The sequence below is a fragment of the Pseudomonas sp. D1-1 genome (assembly GCF_051132225.1).
In the GTDB taxonomy this organism is placed as follows: Bacteria; Pseudomonadota; Gammaproteobacteria; order Pseudomonadales; family Pseudomonadaceae; genus Aquipseudomonas.
Genome location: NZ_CP071676.1, coordinates 2,953,896 through 2,971,350, shown reverse-complemented (window position 1 = coordinate 2,971,350; position 17,455 = coordinate 2,953,896). Strand labels below are relative to the sequence as shown.

Below are 17,455 nucleotides of genomic sequence, written 5' to 3'. Positions count from 1 at the left end.
ATCAGCCCTGGCTCGGTTTGCCGGTCACCAGACCGACTTGGGACAGTTCCAGGCGCCGCAACAGGTCCAGCACCTCGATGACTTTCTGGTACTGCACCGTGGCGTCGCCGCGCACGATCACCGGGAAGTCCGGGCTCTGGGCCTTCTCGATGCGCAGGCGCTCCTCCAGCTCGGCCAGGGTCACCGGGTAGGCATCGAGGAATACCTGGCCACCGTCATTCACCGAAATCGCCTTGGTCTTGGCCTCGGACAACGACACCGAGGCGCTGGCCTTGGGCAGGTTGATCTGGATGCCCGAGACCTGCGCCGTGGCGGTGAGGATGAACATCACCAGCACCACCATGAGCACATCCACCAGCGGCGTGACGTTGATGCTGTCGACCGCTGCATCATCGTCGTCATCGTGTGACGTATTTACGCTAGCCATGGCGATGCTCCTCAGGCCGGTACGGACGATTGGACGTGATGGTCACGGCGATGAGCTGCTTCGCCGGACTGGCCTTCGCCGTGCATCTCCGCCAGGCGCGTGATGAACTCGTCGACGAATACGCGCATGTCGGCGCTGACTTCCTTGTTGCGGGTGATCAGGCGGTTGTAGCCAAACAGCGCCGGGATCGCGACGAACAGGCCCATGGCGGTGGCCAGCAACGCGGCGGCCATGCCCGGGGCGATGGCGTTGATGTTGACGTCACCGGCCATGGCCGTGCCAAGGAACACCACCATGATCCCCAGCACGGTGCCGAGCAGGCCGATGTACGGGCCGCCGGCGATGGCGTTGGACAGGGTCGAGAGCTTCGAACTCAGCGCCTGGTTTTCGCGGGTGCGCACGCCATCCATGGAGCAGCGGATCGCCTCGATGGTGGCGGCCGAGACGGTCGAGGTGTCGGCACCCTGATCGCGGCGGGTGCGGATCTCCTTGACCGCCACCAGGTACAGGCGCCACAGGGACGAATGTTGCAGGCGCTGGGCAAGTTCCTGGTCGTCGGCGAACATCTCCAGGCGCGTGCCGATCCGGGCGAACTGCTCGCGGAACGCTTCGTTGGCGGCACTGAGACGACTGACCATGCGGTTCTTGCGGATCATGATGACCCACGACTGGAACATCATCAGCACCAGCACGGCGATGATCACCCAGGCGTCCAGCGGCACGGCATTGAGCAGGAAACCGAGGCTGCCGAAACCGAAGCCGGACTGTTCTTCATCAACACCGTAGGCCACCAGTTTCGATTCGGCGCCCTGGGCGTTGGCATCGGCCAGGAGCAGCGGCGCGGGCCGGGCGACCTTGGACAGGCGCGCCTCGTCCATGGCCCCGCTGAACGGCGCGAAGGCACCGGCGGCAACGTCTGCCCCCAAGGCGATCGGCGAATTGAACGCCGGCATTGCCAGCGCCAGGCTCGCGGCTTCGCGGCCATTGACGTACAGCACGACTCGATCACCCAAGGCGGTCAATGCCAGGTGCTGCCATTGGCCGGGGTTCAGCGGCTGGGTCGAGACCGCACGCTGATCATTGATCGCTACGAACGGCACTCCTTGGTTGACCCCCACCAACAGACTGGCGGCAGCTTCGCGACGGGCCATGACGATTTGCTCGCCGCTGGCCTGGTCCTGGCGCAGCCAGGTGCTGAAGGTGAACGCGGCGCCGGCGGTGTGTTGCAGCGACGGGCTGGCCGGTAGCAACAGTGGCTGGCCGTTGAACTGCAGGGCCCGGCCGATCACGCCGTCGATGCTCACGCCCGCCGCGCCCTGGGCAGTATTGCCATAGGCCGTGGTGTCCCGTGGCGGAATTCCGGTGGCACCGTCGAAGTGATACAGCGCGGTGTAGTCCGGATCGAAGGCCAGTTGGCCGCTGGCGGTGGCCGGGGCTTTCTGGTTGCCGTAGTACATCCACAGGTCCTGGCGCTGGCCACCCTCGACGTTCGGCACATCGACCCAGATCAGGGCCATGCCCATCAACGGGTCGAAGCTTTCGATCTGGTGATTGAGCACGGTCTTGTCGTCGGCACTGACGAAGCGCAGGTCCGAACCATCCTCCTTGACGCCGTCGAAGGTGAAGTTGCCGGTGTGCAGGCGTACCAGCAACGCCGTGCGGCCCAAGGCCTGGGCGATGGCCGCGCCTTGCGGCGTGGTGTCCACCGAAATCTGTTTGCGGTAGTGCCAATCGTCCTGCCACCAGGCGTTGGCGGTCGCCGGAAGCAGCAGCCCCAGGCAGATCAACAGCGGAATGAATAAGCGTTGCATGGACATGACTCCTGGGTTCAAAACGTCGCTTGCAGGTTGAAGTGCAGGCGCGATTCCTGTTTCGTGGTGTTCGGCCCGTCGAGCAGCGGAAAGCCCCAGTCGAGGCTCCCGGACAGCCATTTGCTCAGGCTCGCGCGGGTACCGAGGCCGACGCTGGCGAGGCTGTAATCGGCATCCTGGTCGGGCAGCTCGTCGCGCAGGTACAGCTGCGCACCCTCGGCGAAGGCATAGAAGCGCCACTCCTGGACATAGCTGCCGAGAAACCTGGCCAGCGACGGCGTGCGCAGCTCCTGGGACAACAGGTAGCCGTCGTCAGCGGTGCGCTCGGCGGCCAGGTAGCCGCGTACCGACGTGGCACCGCCGGCGGAGAACTGTTCATTGGAGACCAGCGGCCCGGAGGCCAGCTGGAAGGCGGCTTTAGAGGCGGTCTGCCAGTCGTTGCCGAAGGTGAAGGTGTAATTGCCGTCGCCCTTGAGCACCGCAAAGCTTGGGCTGGCGCGGTAGCGCTTGTAGTCGAATTCCTCGTCGTCGCTGCCATAACCCAGCAGGCTACGGGTGCCTGCCACCAGGCTCAGGCCGAGGCCCAACTGGCTGGTTTCGGTGTAGCGGAAACCGTTGTAGGCGAAGGTGAACGGCGCGTACTTGAGCGGTGCCTTGTCGCTGGCGCCGCCCAGGTTGAGTTCTTCGTCGAAGTCCTTGAAATCCACCCCGACTGAAAAGCTGTTGGCCCATGCGCCACTGGACGGCAGGCTGTAGATCGCCGACACACCGTAGGAATGGCCCTTGCCCAACACGTTGCTGCCGCCGACGGTCGCCACGTTGCTGTCGGACTGGTGACCGGAGAACTGCACGCTCCAGCGCTCGCTCAGTGGCGCGGTGTAGGAACCCGACCAGACCTTGGCGTTTTCGGTGTCCTGGGGCGCGGTGAAAAAGGTCAGCGAAATACTGTGACCCAGTTGCCAGAGGTTGTTGTAGCCGAGGCTGGCGACCGTGCGCAGCTTCTCGGTGTCGGCGCTGTAGTCGTTGTTCAGACCGAGGCTGGCCTGCCAGGGATCCTGGTCCTCGACCTGCAAGTCCACGTCCATGGTGCCCGGCCGCTGGCCTTCGCGCACCAGCGGCATGACTTGGCGTCCCGGGGTCTTGTTCAACTGCGCCAGCTCGGTCTGGACCTGGGCGAAGTCCGGCACCTCGCCTTCCTTGAGCGCCGGCACATCTTCGCGGATTTCCACCGGCGAATAGTGCTTGGCACCGACCACCCGCACGCGGCCGATCTTGGTCTCGCTGACCTGCAGGTAGACGATGCCGTCTTCGACTTTCTGCTCCGGCAACTCGACGAACACCGATTGGTAGCCGCGAGCCTGATAGACCTTTTGCAGCGCCTCGCGAGCGCCTTCAATGTCGTTCAAAGTCTTTTGCGGGCCAAGGAACGGATACACCGCTTCCTCGATCGCGCGGGCATCCAGCACAGTGTTGCCCCGCACGAAGTACTCGTTGACGTCCACCAGGCGAGCCGGCGCCGCTTCGGCTTCCGGTGCTCCTTCTGCTGCGAATGCCGACGGCCCCCAGACCGCCAACAGCAGCCAGCCCCACAGCGCCGGCCGCGATTTGAAAAAATGCTCCACACCACCCCCTGAATTCAAAGTACGGCTCAATTGCTTGCGGTCGATGTCGTGGCGTGCCGGGCCAGCCAGGTGTGCAGCAGCGCGAAGTTCAAGGAGAACTCGGGCATTTGCAGCAAGGCGCCACAGAACACTTCACCGATGATTTTCTGGATAAGCCGCACGGCCCGCGCATCGCCCAGCAGCGTGGCGAGGTCCTTGCTCAGCACGTTGAAGCTCCAGACCTTCTGGTTCAGGTCCAGGCCGACGAACCAGCGGAACAGCAGGTTGTAATTGAGTTGTTCGTAGAGTTGCTGCTCGCTGGGCACCGAATAAAGCAGTTGCAGCAGCAGGATGTGCATGGCCGTCTGCGGCGCGATGAGCATGCCGGCATCGGCGTTGAGGCCCTGCAGCACGTCGCGGTGTTCGGCCAGCAAGTCGTCGATCTGTGGCCGTAACAGCACCAGGGAGTGGCCCTGGGGGATGTAGCTGGACACTTCCTTGAGCGCGCCCTGCCAGTCATCCTGGGAAACGATCCAGACCCACGGCGCACCGTAGCGATACACCGAGACCGGCTGCTTGCGCGCCGCCTCGACGATCTTCGATAGCCGCTGGTCCAGCTCCTGCATGCCCACTTTCGAATAACGTTCCATAGTCCCCATCGCCTCACTCCCGGCTTCGCGCCCCGGCTCCAAACGACCTGAAAGGTCCCCTCGAACACGTCACACAGGCATGACGGGAATGGCGATGTGCTACCGAACTTTTGTCATGAAAGCTTCATTTGAGATCGCGCCGCAGCTGTCGTGGCGAGGGAGTTCCCGCCGCGTCTTCGACGCTGCGCCGTCGCGCAGGGAACAGGTTCTTGTGGCGAGGGGATTTATCCCCGTTGGGCTGCGCAGCAGCCCCAAAGCAACGACCTCGATCTTACTGGCACACCGAGTTGTCTGGTTGGGGGCCGCTACGCAGCCCAGCGGGGATAAATCCCCTCGCCACAAGGGTAGCTGAGTGTCCAACTACCCTGTGGAGCGAGCTTGCTCGCGATGGCAACGACTCGGTTCTAAGCCCGGCACTACAAGCTCAACCGCCCCCGCTCCTCCTCGGTCAACCGCTGCCGCGCCTGCTCGTCCAACGGCCCGGCGCCCAGCACCTGCACCGGACTGGCCGGATCATAGGTGCGTGGCGCCTCACGGCTGGCGCCATCACGCGAAGGCGCCAGTTGCTCGGAGCCGAAACTCACCACCTGCACGGTAAACACCGAGGCCTGGTTCTGCCGCGCCGCATTCTGCTGCTGGCGCGCTACGTCTTCCGCCGCTTGCGTGGCCGAGGACGCCGCCGAACTGGCCGAGGTGATCGCCCCGGTGTTCACCGAAGCCGCCAGCGGCACGCCGCTGGACTTGCCCTGGGTCTGGATGTTGGCCGCGTTGACCACGGTCAACGCCGCAATGTTGACGTTACCTGACACGCGGATCCCCGCCTCGCCCGCATCAATGGTGCCCAGCGGCGCGATCAGGTCGATATCCCCCGGCGCTACCTCTGGAATCGGGTTGAGAGTGGCGATACCAGCCCCCGTGCTCGGCACCGACGGCGACAGGGTCACGTTGCCCCAGGTGTCGTACAGGCGCTTGGGCGGCGTGTAGACCACGGTGGTCTTCGAACCACGACCGGCGTTGATATCACCCTGAGCCGACCAACTGAGGATCGAACCACCAAAAGTGGTCATGATCCGGCTCTGCCCCAGCAGGATGCTGTTCTTCGCATACAACTGGATATCGCCCTCACCCTGGGTGATGACCCCGGCGGTGGACGGCGGCGCGTTGCCTTCGATGCCGAACGTCTGCCCGCCGCCGGGAGTGAGCATCTGAATGCCGCCACCAAAATCGGTGTGCACCCCTGCCCCGCCGAACATGGTGATGTCGCCCTTGTAGGTGATCGCATTGCCCGCCACGTCCTTGGTCGGGAACAACAACTCGATCGCCTCTCGTCCACGCAGATAGCTGCCCTGGCGCACGCCGCCGACTTCGTTGTACTCACGGCCACCGGCCTTGAGCTCGGCAAAGTACACGTCGCGGGCAAACACCCGTTGCTGCTCCGCCGGCAACGCCGCGAAGAAACTGCGGACCTGCTCGGTATCGCCGCTGAAGCCGAAGCGTTCCTTGAGCCACTTCACCAGCTCCGCTTCGTAGGTCTTGGCGACCTTGCCATCCTGGTCCGCCAGGGGCACACCGGCCAGGGCCTGGTTCGCCGGGTCCAGGTAGGCCTTGACGAAGCGCTGGTAATCGGCGCCGTCGAGGCCGGCGCCGGCTTGCAGCACCAGGCTCGCCCCAGGGCGCGAATCCCCCGGCACCACGGCGCCGATACTGGTGATGCTGACCTTGTCATCCATCAGGATGTTGCGTCCGGCGGTGATCTCCAGCAGGCCGGGGCCGGCGACGTTGAAGCTGCTGTAGAGGATGTCGCGCCCGGCTGAAACGATTGAGATGTCGGTGGGGTTGTTGTGGATGAAGAGGTTGCCGGCGCTGGTGTAATCCCCTGCCTGGGAGTTGTTGCTCAAAGAGCCGCCCAGTGGAATCCCGCTACTGACGATGTCTCGTCCTGCCATCATTCGTACAGCTCCGGCGCCTTCGTAGGCGATTCGCCCTGGCCACCTGCCAACGGATGCCGATGTCATCGACCGTCCGCTGGTGACAGCCAGCAAATCACCTTCCAGCGCATAGAAGCGCGCAGGGTCGTCATTGAGGGCCCATTCGCCTGAGGTACTGCTGGTGTCGAAGGCAAACAGCGGCAATATGTTCGCACTAGGGCGAGCGAGGTTGCCATCGGCTGAGAGATTGCTGGCTTTTATGACGGGACCGGATTCGACAGTCTCGACGATACCCACAAAGGCTGGCCTGAACGGCGTTGCCAGGGCTGCGGAGGATGCACCGGAACGACTGACCGACATGTCGCCGCCGTAGATGGAATCGCCGGCCATGAATTGCAACTCACTGTTGATGCCGGGAGCGAGCAACAGGGCTGGACGATTGTTGCCGTCATAACCTGTTCCATCCCATACCGAGGACTTGCCATAGTAAAGGCTGCCATTGGCCGCCACAGCCCTCACGATCGATGGGTAGACCACCGCCAGATCCGTCTCGACCTCTGGCACCACAGGCGTCAGATTCCCCCCCGATGACCACAGATCAACTGCCGTGTTGGCGGTCCATAACGAAAACCAGCTCACGCCGGATCCGTTAGTGGCGCCATCTTTGAAGGGCGATACGCTCATCATCGGCGCCCGGCCAGGGTCCGCTACGTCCATCACTACCAGGTCGCCCGAAGTTGTCAGATCGAACGTGGCATCGCCCGGCATCAGGGTCAGCCCGCCTGTTGGCAGGCTACGTGTGGCTCTGAAGGAGTCGTACGCACGCGTTTCCCCCGGAGACTGTGCCGAAGCAACGTTGCCATAGCGCAGGTCAATTCGACCGATGGCACCGCTGTCGATCTGCGCGTGGCCCCGCAGGTTGATGACCGCACCGTTCAGATGCCCGTCGACGAACGCGCTATCGGGATTCAAGGCGCCGCCTACACGCAGGTTGAGATCACCACCACCGGTCAATTGCAGGCTGCCATCAGCGCCCACACGCCCGGTGCTGCCCACGGCAAGAACCAGTCCTTGGCTGCGGCTGTTGCTGCCTGGCACAAGACGACTCCCTGCCATCTGTTCGAGCTCCCCCGCATCGCCGGCGACCTGAACATTCAGGTTACCGCCGCCCAGAGTACCGAAACCGGTAAACCCAACCATCAGGTCAGCCTTGCCGTCCTTCGCGGCGGTGTAACTACCAAAATTGATCCACCAAGCGGTGGGTTGTGCCTGCGTACCGGTTGCGACTGAGCCATTGCCCTGACGCCACAGCCAATTACCGACGTTGACCGTATCGTAACCAATGTCTCCTCCATTGGGCCGCCCTATACTCGCACTCGATACATCCAGGCTATTACCGGTCAGATTGCCGCCGACCTTCAAACTCAGGTTGCCGCCAAAGTCCGGGTACCAGGCGCGGTAAAGACTATTGGAACCGCCATCCACGAATTGCTCGTTTTCACCTAGTGCATCATTGAGCACCTTGCCCGCCGCCGCACGCGCCTTGGGTTGGTTGTACGGGTCGTTGGCGTACGTTTCGCTGGCTGAACTGCCGGCGGTATAGACGCCGTACAGCGAGTCCATTTTCAGATCACCTGCCGACAGCAGCTCCAAGTCCGCTGCGCCGGTGCGAATGACACTCCAACGTTGGCTGCCGGGCTCGTATTCAGGTGCTCCGCCAGCTTCACAATGAAGTGGATTGTCGACACATAAGTTGGGGTAATCAAAAACTTCAAAGTCAACCGGCAGCCCCACCATGCTGGTGTCGCCGAACCAATCCAGCGATCCTGCTTCGGTCCAGACCATCGACGCCACGCCGAACGTGCCGTAGTGACTATCAGCCAAATGCAGATCACCACCCGCCAGCACCGGCCGTACGACCCGACTGTCCGCCGCCTGCGTATCGGCACCGGCCACCAGTCGCAATGACCAGGACTGCGAGCCCTCGGCCAGCATCGGCGCGATGGCCCAGTTGCTCCCCGCCACTTCCGGACGCAACTGCACCGACTCGACACCGGCCGGCAACTTGATGTCGGTACCTGACGGAATTTTCGAACCCACACTCAGTGCCAGGGCGCTGCTGAGACGCAGCACGTTGGTCAAGCCGTTACTCGCGCCTTCAATGTCTGGCAACGCAACGCCTTTGGGCCAGATCAGGTTGCCTATCGTTGCGCTGCTGCCCAGCAGGCTGCCCGCCCCGAGCACCGTGCCCGCCTGCAGGGTTTGGGTCGAAGCCAACAACGTGCCGGCCGCGAACAACAGATTGCCCTGTGCGTCATGCACCGCCGCGGCCAGCACCGTGCCGGCCGGCAGTACCATTGGCTGATCCAGCGTGGCGGCGACCGGCAACCGCGTTCCCGCAGCCAGGGTCGCGCCCTTGAGCGGCACGTCGAAGTTGAGCACCGAGCCGGCCGGGAACGCGGTGTCGACCTCCAGGGTCACGCCAGTGCCGGGCACGACGATATCGCCCGCCGCAAAATCAATGCCTGGCAACAGCACCCAGCCCTTGTCATCGTTGCTGGCGGGCGGCTGGGCAAAACCGTCGGTGATGCTGCCATAGATGTTCAGGTCACCGCCGGCGCGCAGCGTCAGGCTGGCGGATTCGCCGGAGCCGTAGACGTTTTCATCCAAAACGTTATGCGGATTGAGGCTCGCATAGCGATATTGCGACAGGTCCAGATCCCCCTGGACCACCAGGTCGCCATCGGCCGTCGCACTCACCACCTCTACACCGGGGCGCAGGTGGAACACGTCGCGATAGCGGCTGTTGTTCAGCCCGGCGAGTTTGCGCTGCAACAGATCGTTGTTGTCGTGAGCGTTGGTGATAAAGGCGGTGTTGTCGGGGTCCACCACATCCTTCAGCCATGCCTGATTGATGACCTGATAAGGCTTGCCGCTGGCCGCCGGCACGTTCACCAGCGGCGCGTCGCTGTATTGCCACGTAGCAACCAACGCAATCGAACGGGCGCCTTGTACGTCCAGGGCACCACTGGCATCGATCGCCACGTCGCCCCCCGACACGCCACTCAGTCGTGGCGCGCTGAGTTGCAACGTCCCGCGAGGCCGACCGTCGTTCATACCGGACGCACTGCCCAGCGCGACTTCGGTACCGTGGCGCAAATCGATACGCACGCCGTTACCCAGGGTCAGGAGACCTTCCCTGGCGGTCAAGTCAACGATGGCACGGTTCGGCGAGTCGATGATCTTGCCGTAGCTGTCCACCCGCAGGCGTCGACCATGGGCGTCAAGCACGGCACCGCTGCCCAGGGTCAGGGCATTCTTGGCAGCCAGGTAAATGCTGCCGACCCGCTCACCACTGGCGTACACCGTGCCGTTGATCAACAGGCTGCCGTTGTCCAGGGACACGTCAATGGACGAAGCCTTGAGTTCGTTGCCGATCACCAGGTCGCCCTGCTTGAGCTGGAAGCTGCGGGAGCCGAACACTTGGCCGTCGCTCAAGCGTTGGTTCAACGCGGCGAACTGTTCGCTGAGACTGCCATTGTCGCCCAGGCGCTGGGCCTGGATTTGCACGCCACCGGCCAGGTATGGCATGAGCGTGCCACCGGCATCGTATTCGCCAGTGCTGCTGGCGAGGATTCGTCCTTGCAGGTCGACAACCCCGGCCGTGCTGCCCAAGGCCACGGCGCTGAGCCGTCCGGCCTGGTTGTGGCGCGCCGACAGATCAATGCTGGAGCCAACCGCCTGGCGGATGTTGCCGTTCTGGCTTTGCAGGATCACCTCGCCACCAGCGCTGTAGCGCGTGACATCGTTGAAGGTGACCGTGCGACCCGCCACGTCGATCAGCGCCTCATCGGCCAGGGTCAGGTCATCCGTCGCGCTCAGGGTCAGTTTGCCGCTGGGCAACACCACCGCACTGGCCAGGTTGAGGCTCGCTCCCTTGAGGGACAACTCGCCCCCGAGCCCGGAGACAGTGCCCGGCTTAGCGGTCGCGCCCGTCACATTGACCGCACCGCCCGCGGTGATGCGGTTGACCGAACCGGCTTCGCCAGTCAGCAACGGGGTGAGGATATTCAGGTTGCCACCGCTGTAGGCGTAGCCCGTTTTAGCGTCATAGGCGCCCTGGCTCTGATACACCGCCAGGCTGCCCTTGTGATTGGCGGTCAAGCGTTCGCTGGCACTGAGGTTGACGTTGGCGAAGCCCAGGGCCAGGCGGTCCAGGGTGGTGATCGAGCTCGGTTGGGCGAACTCGCCATAACCGAACTCGATGCGCTGGGCCTGGATGTCCAGGCGACCGGCACCGGTGCCGGCCCCGCCGGCGATGACCGAACCCGGCGCGCCGACGGCACCGTTCCAGATCAGGTTGGCGGTGCGAATGGTCGCCACGTCGTTGACGCTGCCTGCGCCATGAATGGCCGGCGTGCTGAGCATCAGGTTGGCCAACCGCGACTTGCCCGTCACCGGGTCATAGGTGTCGAGACTGACAGTGCCGTAGAAATTCAACGCCTCACGCGCCGACAGTTCCAGGGTTTCCAGGGCCGGGGCGCCGTATTCGGTGTCTCCGCGCAGCAGGCGATCGAGCACGGTCTGGCTCAGGGTCAGGCCGGCCGGCAAGACCTGACGCGCCGCTGCGTCGCTCAATGCCGGGGCGGTGCCGACGTTGATATTGCTCAGGGCCAGGGTCAGGTGACGGGTGCCGTAGCGCACCTTGTCGTCCAATTCCAGGCTCCCTCCGGTGGCGGCGACGATGCTGCCCTCGGAATGAATTCGGGTGACGCCGCTGCATGGCGTCAGGCTGCAGCCGCCGATGTTGATGGTGCCGCTGCTGCCCGATGAGGGTGCCAACACGTTGAGCAAGCCGTTGGAGGCGGCCAGCAAGTTCTGACCACTCACATTGAGGTCATAGATAAAACCGTCATGGGCATCGTAGGCAGCCGCGCCACGACCAATGGTATTGATGGCGGCGCCTTGTTCCATCGACACCTCGCCGCTGGCCAGCAGGAAAACCTCCGGTGCCGCCAACGTAACACCTTCACGCAAGATCACTCTGGACGAGGTTCTACCTCCACTGCTCGAGGGCGTGATGTAGTTTCCGCTCTGCCCATAGAGCGTCAAGAACTGGCCGCCAATAACCTGACGTGATGCATTCAAGGCATTCAGGCTTTCGGCATTGAGGGTCACGCCCTCGAAGCCGGCCGTGGCCCCGCGCCCATCGGCAACGACCTCCAACGCCCCATTACCTCCAACCACCGTGACGGTACCGCCGTAGCCACCTTTTTGAGGCGCGAACTTGCCGATGCCTTTAAAGGAGAACGCCTGATCTCCCGCTCCTTGCGCGAGCTTCAACTTCAAAGTCTTGGCGTCCACCGGCAACAGGGCTCGTGGCACGCCCAGGCGTGCGGCATCGGCTACAGCGAACTGGGCGTAGCTGGTTTCGTTGTACTGCGAATAGCGACGCAGCACATCGCCCGAAGTCAGGATGACCTGGCTGGACAGACTGTTGCGCTGCTCGGTATTGACCACCGACAGCACCCCGGCGGTGGTCCAGGAGCCGTTGCGCATCTGCAACGCACCCGCCGTGGAACCCTGACCCGCCAGACCGTTGACCTCGACCCGGAACGCCCCCGGCAGCAAGGCATAGGTGGACGGCATCAGCGTATAGGTACCGGCGGCCAGCCCCGGTACACCGGCGCCAAGGGTGATTTGTTGTCCGATCCTGGGGTCCACTGCGCCGCCCTCGGGCGCCACTGGCGCGTATGCACTCTGGTTGCCCGGCACAATGGCGTAGACCGGGTTGCTGGACAGGCCCGGTAAAGTAAAGCCGCCGTTGGCACCGATTTGCACCAGCGGGTTGAAGCGCGCGTCGGTGGAGCCGCCACGGCCGGAAATGAAACCGGCACCCAGCAGATCACCGCCGCCCGAAAGATCGAGTACCGAGCCTTCCTGGGCCACAACAGATTTTCCGCCCAGAATCACACCAATATTCAGATCCCCGTTGCCATAGGAGATGGCCCCTTGCCCCAGAAGCACCACCTTCTTGCCCGCGTACTCATAACTCTGACCATCGACGGTACCGCCGTAAGGCAGAACCAGACCGAGGCCACTGACTGAAGTGAGGCTGTTCGGCAGCAAGTCCACTTGGCTAGTGATGCTAGTGCCGTCGTTGGTGCCGACCTCAATCAACCCCAGCGGGGCCCGAACCACCCCGCCCTGCTCGATATTCGCACTGCCCAGTTGTAAGTGACCGAATGCCGAATAAGGTACCTGAGGCGTCACCTGGGTAGTCCGCCCGATGACCAAGCTGCGCGCCGGGTCGTAGGCAGAGGTGCCACTCAAGCTATACCCCGCCAATACCCGAGCCCCGACCCCAGTCGCCGGATACAGTTGCGCCGCTTGCAGGATCATGTCCGAAGGAGTCATTAATTGCGTGGTAAAGCCCGTAGGCAATCCTTCGCTGGAGAATCCCGCCAGGAAGCGCAAATCACCACGGCTGCTTAACTGGACCAGGTCGAACCCGGCGCGCTCCAACTCGACCGTGGTGCCATTGGCCTGTCTCAGCGTGCCTTTGCTGCTGAATCTCACATTGCCCTGTACATCCAACAAGTCGGCGTTGACGGAAAGCACCGCCTTGTTCGCAAGTGGCGATACGTCGCCTTCGATCAGCGGTCGGGTATAGGAATCCATATTCGGTAGACTGGCCGCCGGCCCCGCCAGCAGCAGATGAGCTGCATTAAGTTGAACACGGGTGTCGGCTGGCGCGGCTGAGCTCAACCCGAAGCTACGCGCATATAGGCTCAGGCTTTGGCCGAGGGACAGCGACACGTCGCCACCGATACTAATAATGCCGTTACTCAGCAGAGACAGGCTGTCGAAGCCGCCCGCCTGGACCTGGTCCACACCCAAACGCCCATGACCATAGATCAACGCATCCGCCGAGGCCTCGGCGGTGTCGCTTAGCGGGCTCGCCTGGGCGGTTTGTCCCAGTACCAGTTCACGCAACTGCAAGACCCGGTCATTGACCGCGCTTTTCAGGTAATACGGTGTCTCCAGCGCCACCGACAAACTTCCCCCTGCGGCCCCCGTGCCACCGGAACGGGCACTGAATTCGCCGTCCAGGTACAGGCCATTGGCCGACGCCAGGGAAATACTGCCACCGTTGCTCGTCACCGATGTGCGTCCCTGGCCAGGAACATCCAGCATTGCCTGGCTGCCATCCGCTTGCAGGCGTGCCCCCTCGCGCATCACCACGAACAATTCCGGCGCCGAAGCCGATCCTTTCGCGACATCAATCTGACCACCAATGACAATCTCGCCACCGTCACGCACCAGACCATAGGTCTGGCCGCGCATGTCCTTGGCAGTCACGGCCCGACTGGAGACATCGATCAACGCTTGCTCGCCTAACCAGATGGAGCGTCCATGGCCTTGGGCATTGACCGGGTTGCGAACTGGGTTGCTGACGCTCAGTTCGGTGAGACTGACTCGTCCTCCCCAGGCGTTGAGGGTGCCGTTGACGGTCAGTTGACCGATGCTGCGCAAGTCGATGCCTTGTCCCGGATCGACGCTGATCACGCTTCCACGCCCGATGTTCAATACCGTGCTGGCCATGTCTGCCGCGCTGGAGTTCGCGGTACCGGCACTGAGGCTCAGGCTCGCGCCGTGGCGCTGGGTGAGAACACCTTTGATCGCATCTTCCTGATACAGCTCCGGCGTCCAGCGCTGCAAGGCATCAGCCGGTTCTGCGTTGCTGCCGGGAGTCAAAGCCTGCTCACCGAAACGGTACACCGGCATCGTCACATCGACCCGGGTCCCGTCGGCCACGGTCAGGCCTTGATTACCGGTGATGTCATAGGCCGAGAAACCCTTGTCGAAGAAATCGCCGCCCAGTTGCAAAGTGCCAGGTTCGAGAGGAATGTTGCTGTTGCCGATCAGCACTTTGCTGGCCGCCAGCTTCAAGGTCCCGCCGCCACTCACGCCGGTACCGCGCAGTTCACCTTTGAGGATCAAGTCACCGTTACCGGACGATGCACCAATACTCGCGGTCAAGGTCAGGTCACCGCCCTTGCCGCCGCGAGTCTTGCCATCGGCCATCACGGCAGCGCCGGAGCTGACGTCAATCAGGCTGCCCTGCTGCACATCGATATCGCCAGTACTGCGCACGGACACGCTGCCGCCGTTGATGAACGGCAGGCCTTGGCGGTCGTTGCCGTCGAGCAGCAGATTGCTCCAGCGCCCGGCGGTGTTCAGCTTGACGCCTTCGCCCAAGGTGACCGTCGCCCGCTGTCCCGTGGCGGGTGAAAGTGTGACGTCTGCCATCTGGAAATTATCCGTCCTGACCTGTTTGAGCACGTTACCCAAGGCAATGCGACCGCTGCGGGCAGTCAGGTCGGCGTTCACCTCGACCTGCGGGGCATAAAGCGTGATATCGCCGCCGTCGGCGACCTTGAGTGCACCGTCGACCTGGATGCCTTCAGCCGCCGCCACCTTGACCGCGCCGAGCTGGAAGCCATTGAGCAACGCATTGTCCAGCACCAGCTTGCCTTGCCGGTCAGTGCCGACCACCGAGGTCAGGTCCAGCATCGCGGCAAGCTTGTCGGCCACCTTGCCGACGGTGACCTGGTCGAAGGTTGGGTTCAGGCCACTGTTGATCACGCCGCTGGTCTTGTCATAGATCGGCGAGTAGCTGCCCACCCATAATTGCGCGCGACGGGCCACGGCGTTCTGCGATTGCTTGTAGCCGTCGAGGTTGAGGTTCGGCGCTTGGGTCTGGCGTTCGCCCTGGTAGACCTCGCCGACGATCTGACCTTCCAGCACCGCGTTGCGGGTCGACACCACCAGCTTGCCGGCATCGCGGCCGACGGTGTAGCCGGCTTCAAAACGCTCGCGCGGGGCAATCAGCGGATTGTAGTAGTAATCAGTCTGGCCCCAGCGTTGGCTGTGGTCTTCGTAACCCTTGTAGATGCCGGTGTAGAGGATGTCCCCCGGCGCCTTGGACAAGTCATACAAACGCCCGTTGGGGCCCTTGAGCCAGGACTGGCGCAAGTAGCCGCTCTGTACATCCAGGGTACCGCCAGACAGGTTCAGTTGCGCCGCCTGTTGGGTCACCACGTCGTTACCGGTGAACGTCAGGGTGCCGCCTTGCGCTGCCCACTCACCGGCGCTGTGACCTCGGGTCCCCAAATAGCCGCCGACTTCCAACAGCCCACCCGCCGTGTACCAGCGGTCGGTGGCGTAACCGTTGGTACCCGCCGGGACGTAGACCAGATCCCGCACGTCCACCCACACGTCGTTGTTGGTCAACTTGCCGCCTTCGCGGTTGACCGAGGCGTCACGCTGTTCGTTGCCCTGGACGTTGACCTTGATGGAATTCGATTCCATCGCCACCTTGACGCCGATGGCGCCGGACACGTCGATCACCACGCCATCGCGCACCAGGCTGCGACCGGCCGCGCTGACCGCAACCTGGCCGCCGGTGGCCAGGGTGATGGAGCCGTTCTGGAAGTCGACGCTGCCGCCACTGACGATCTCGACCCGCGACTGGTCGGTGCGGTCGACCACGCTGCTGAGGTTGTTGAACTGGCCCGTGATCAGGTTGTTCGGCGTGCCGTCCAGGCCGGCCGGTCCGGCATTGCGTTGGCTGTCCAGGGCGCTGCCGCCCGCGGCGTCGAGCAGCACCGCCGTGGCGCTGCCCTGCCCCAGGGTCACACTGCCGCTGCTGTCGCTCGCGGCGTTGAGTAGGTGCACGGTGCCGCGCGTATCCACCGAACTGCTCGCGACCGCCACCCCGTTCTGCTGCACGCGATGTCCAGTGAGGGTGATGTCGCCGGTGCTGGCCTGGATCAGGCCACTGTTGATCACGGTGCCGGCGCTGCTGCCTGACTTGAGTGACGTCGCGACCTCGTTGCCACGGGTGGTGGAGCGCAAGTTGCCGCTGGTGCCCTGGCCCCGGCGGATGTAGAAGCTGTCGCCCGCCGCCAGGGTGGTCTGGCCCTTGGCGGTGATGATGGAGCCGGCGTTCTCCACTTCCGAACCCAGCAGCAAGGCATAGCCACCGCCTGCGGTTGAAGTGGCGGCGCGGTGGGTTTCAATTTGCGCACCGCGTTGCACTTCGACCTTGCCGGCGGCATCGGTGAAGGTTGGCTGGGTGCCGGTGGCATCGACGTACAACCCGCGCTGGCTGAACTGCTCATCGCTGATGTTCGCCGCCACCGCCGCCAGGTTGCGCACGTTGACCTGGCTGCTGCCGCTGAAAATGATGCCGTTGCGGTTAACCAGCATCACCGTGCCGTTGCCCTTGATCTGGCCCTGGATCTGGCTCGGTCGCGCCTGCGGGTCGTTGACCCGGTTGAGCACGGCCCAGTCCGATTGCTGCTGGAAATCCACCGTGGTGTTGCGCCCGACGTTAAAGGTTTCCCAGTTGAGAATCGCCTTGTCGGCGGTCTGCTCGATCTTCACCGTGGTCTTGCCGCCGTCCTGGGTCTGCTGCGGTCCCTTGGCGTTGAGCCAGCCCTGGGTCAGGCTGTTATCGACCTTGAGCCCGCCCTCGCCCAAACCGTCAGGCACCACCTGTAACTGGCCGAACGCGGCTTGCCGCCCGGCCGCCTGTGCCGCTTGCTGGGCGGCTATCGCGGCCACGGTGTTGTTGAGGTTGGTCAGCGAACGCTGCAACTGCGCATTGGCCCGCTGCTGCTGCGCCAGGGGTGGCGGCATGCCTGGCTGCGCCGTTGCAGGTCGCCCCGCACCGCCGGCCTGAGGCGCGCCCTTGGCGGCAAACCAGGCCGAACTGAACGCCGTCGCTGCGTGGGCATTGCCGGCCACCATCAGCAGGGCAATGGCCTGGGCCAGCGGCTTGAGTCGCAACATCGACAACTCGCCATCGCGACGTGGGGCATTCAGGTTCGTCTGGGGTTTGCAGCGCAGCATCCTACTCATCCTTTCGGGTTCGCTCTAAGGGGGCGCAACGCAGTGCTATCAAGCTGCTAGCGTTGGTTATAGGGGATAGGCGGTTACAGCCGCTCGGGACCGAACGGATGTCATGAAA

General features: G+C 63.5%; 5 protein-coding genes. All 5 read right to left on the bottom strand.

Translation table 11 applies throughout. From position 1 onward, the window contains the following. Nucleotide 1 precedes the first annotated feature (1 nt). Nucleotides 2–427 carry an ExbD/TolR family protein gene (locus tag J3P86_RS13345; protein ID WP_434568441.1) on the bottom strand — a complete coding sequence of 142 codons (426 nt, stop codon included), beginning with the start codon at nucleotides 425–427 and terminating at the stop codon, nucleotides 2–4. Between the two features lie 11 nt (nucleotides 428–438). Next, nucleotides 439–2,238: a DUF2341 domain-containing protein gene (locus tag J3P86_RS13340; protein ID WP_434698118.1), complete on the bottom strand. Its 1,800-nt coding sequence runs from the start codon at nucleotides 2,236–2,238 to the stop codon at nucleotides 439–441. A 17-nt stretch (nucleotides 2,239–2,255) separates the two neighbouring features. Beyond that, nucleotides 2,256–3,860 (bottom strand): ShlB/FhaC/HecB family hemolysin secretion/activation protein, encoded by a 1,605-nt coding sequence (locus J3P86_RS13335; RefSeq protein WP_434698117.1) that lies wholly within the window; start codon nucleotides 3,858–3,860, stop codon nucleotides 2,256–2,258. A 26-nt stretch (nucleotides 3,861–3,886) separates the two neighbouring features. Beyond that, the gene (locus tag J3P86_RS13330) at nucleotides 3,887–4,489 is read right to left on the bottom strand and encodes a transposase (RefSeq protein ID WP_370871120.1); all 603 of its coding nucleotides are present in this window, start codon (nucleotides 4,487–4,489) and stop codon (nucleotides 3,887–3,889) included. Between the two features lie 416 nt (nucleotides 4,490–4,905). Then, a complete protein-coding gene (locus J3P86_RS13325) occupies nucleotides 4,906–17,337 on the bottom strand; it encodes a filamentous haemagglutinin family protein (protein ID WP_434700588.1) in 12,432 nt (4,143 codons plus the stop codon). Between the last annotated feature and the right edge of the window lie 118 nt (nucleotides 17,338–17,455).

What these genes read in the sequence shown, in the direction of transcription:
- J3P86_RS13345 (WP_434568441.1), bottom strand. Translation starts at nt 427, where the DNA reads ATGGCTAGCGTAAATACGTCACACGATGACGACGATGATGCAGCGGTC.
- J3P86_RS13340 (WP_434698118.1), bottom strand. Translation starts at nt 2,238, where the DNA reads ATGCAACGCTTATTCATTCCGCTGTTGATCTGCCTGGGGCTGCTGCTT.
- J3P86_RS13330 (WP_370871120.1), bottom strand. Translation starts at nt 4,489, where the DNA reads ATGGAACGTTATTCGAAAGTGGGCATGCAGGAGCTGGACCAGCGGCTA.
- J3P86_RS13325 (WP_434700588.1), bottom strand. Translation starts at nt 17,337, where the DNA reads ATGCTGCGCTGCAAACCCCAGACGAACCTGAATGCCCCACGTCGCGAT.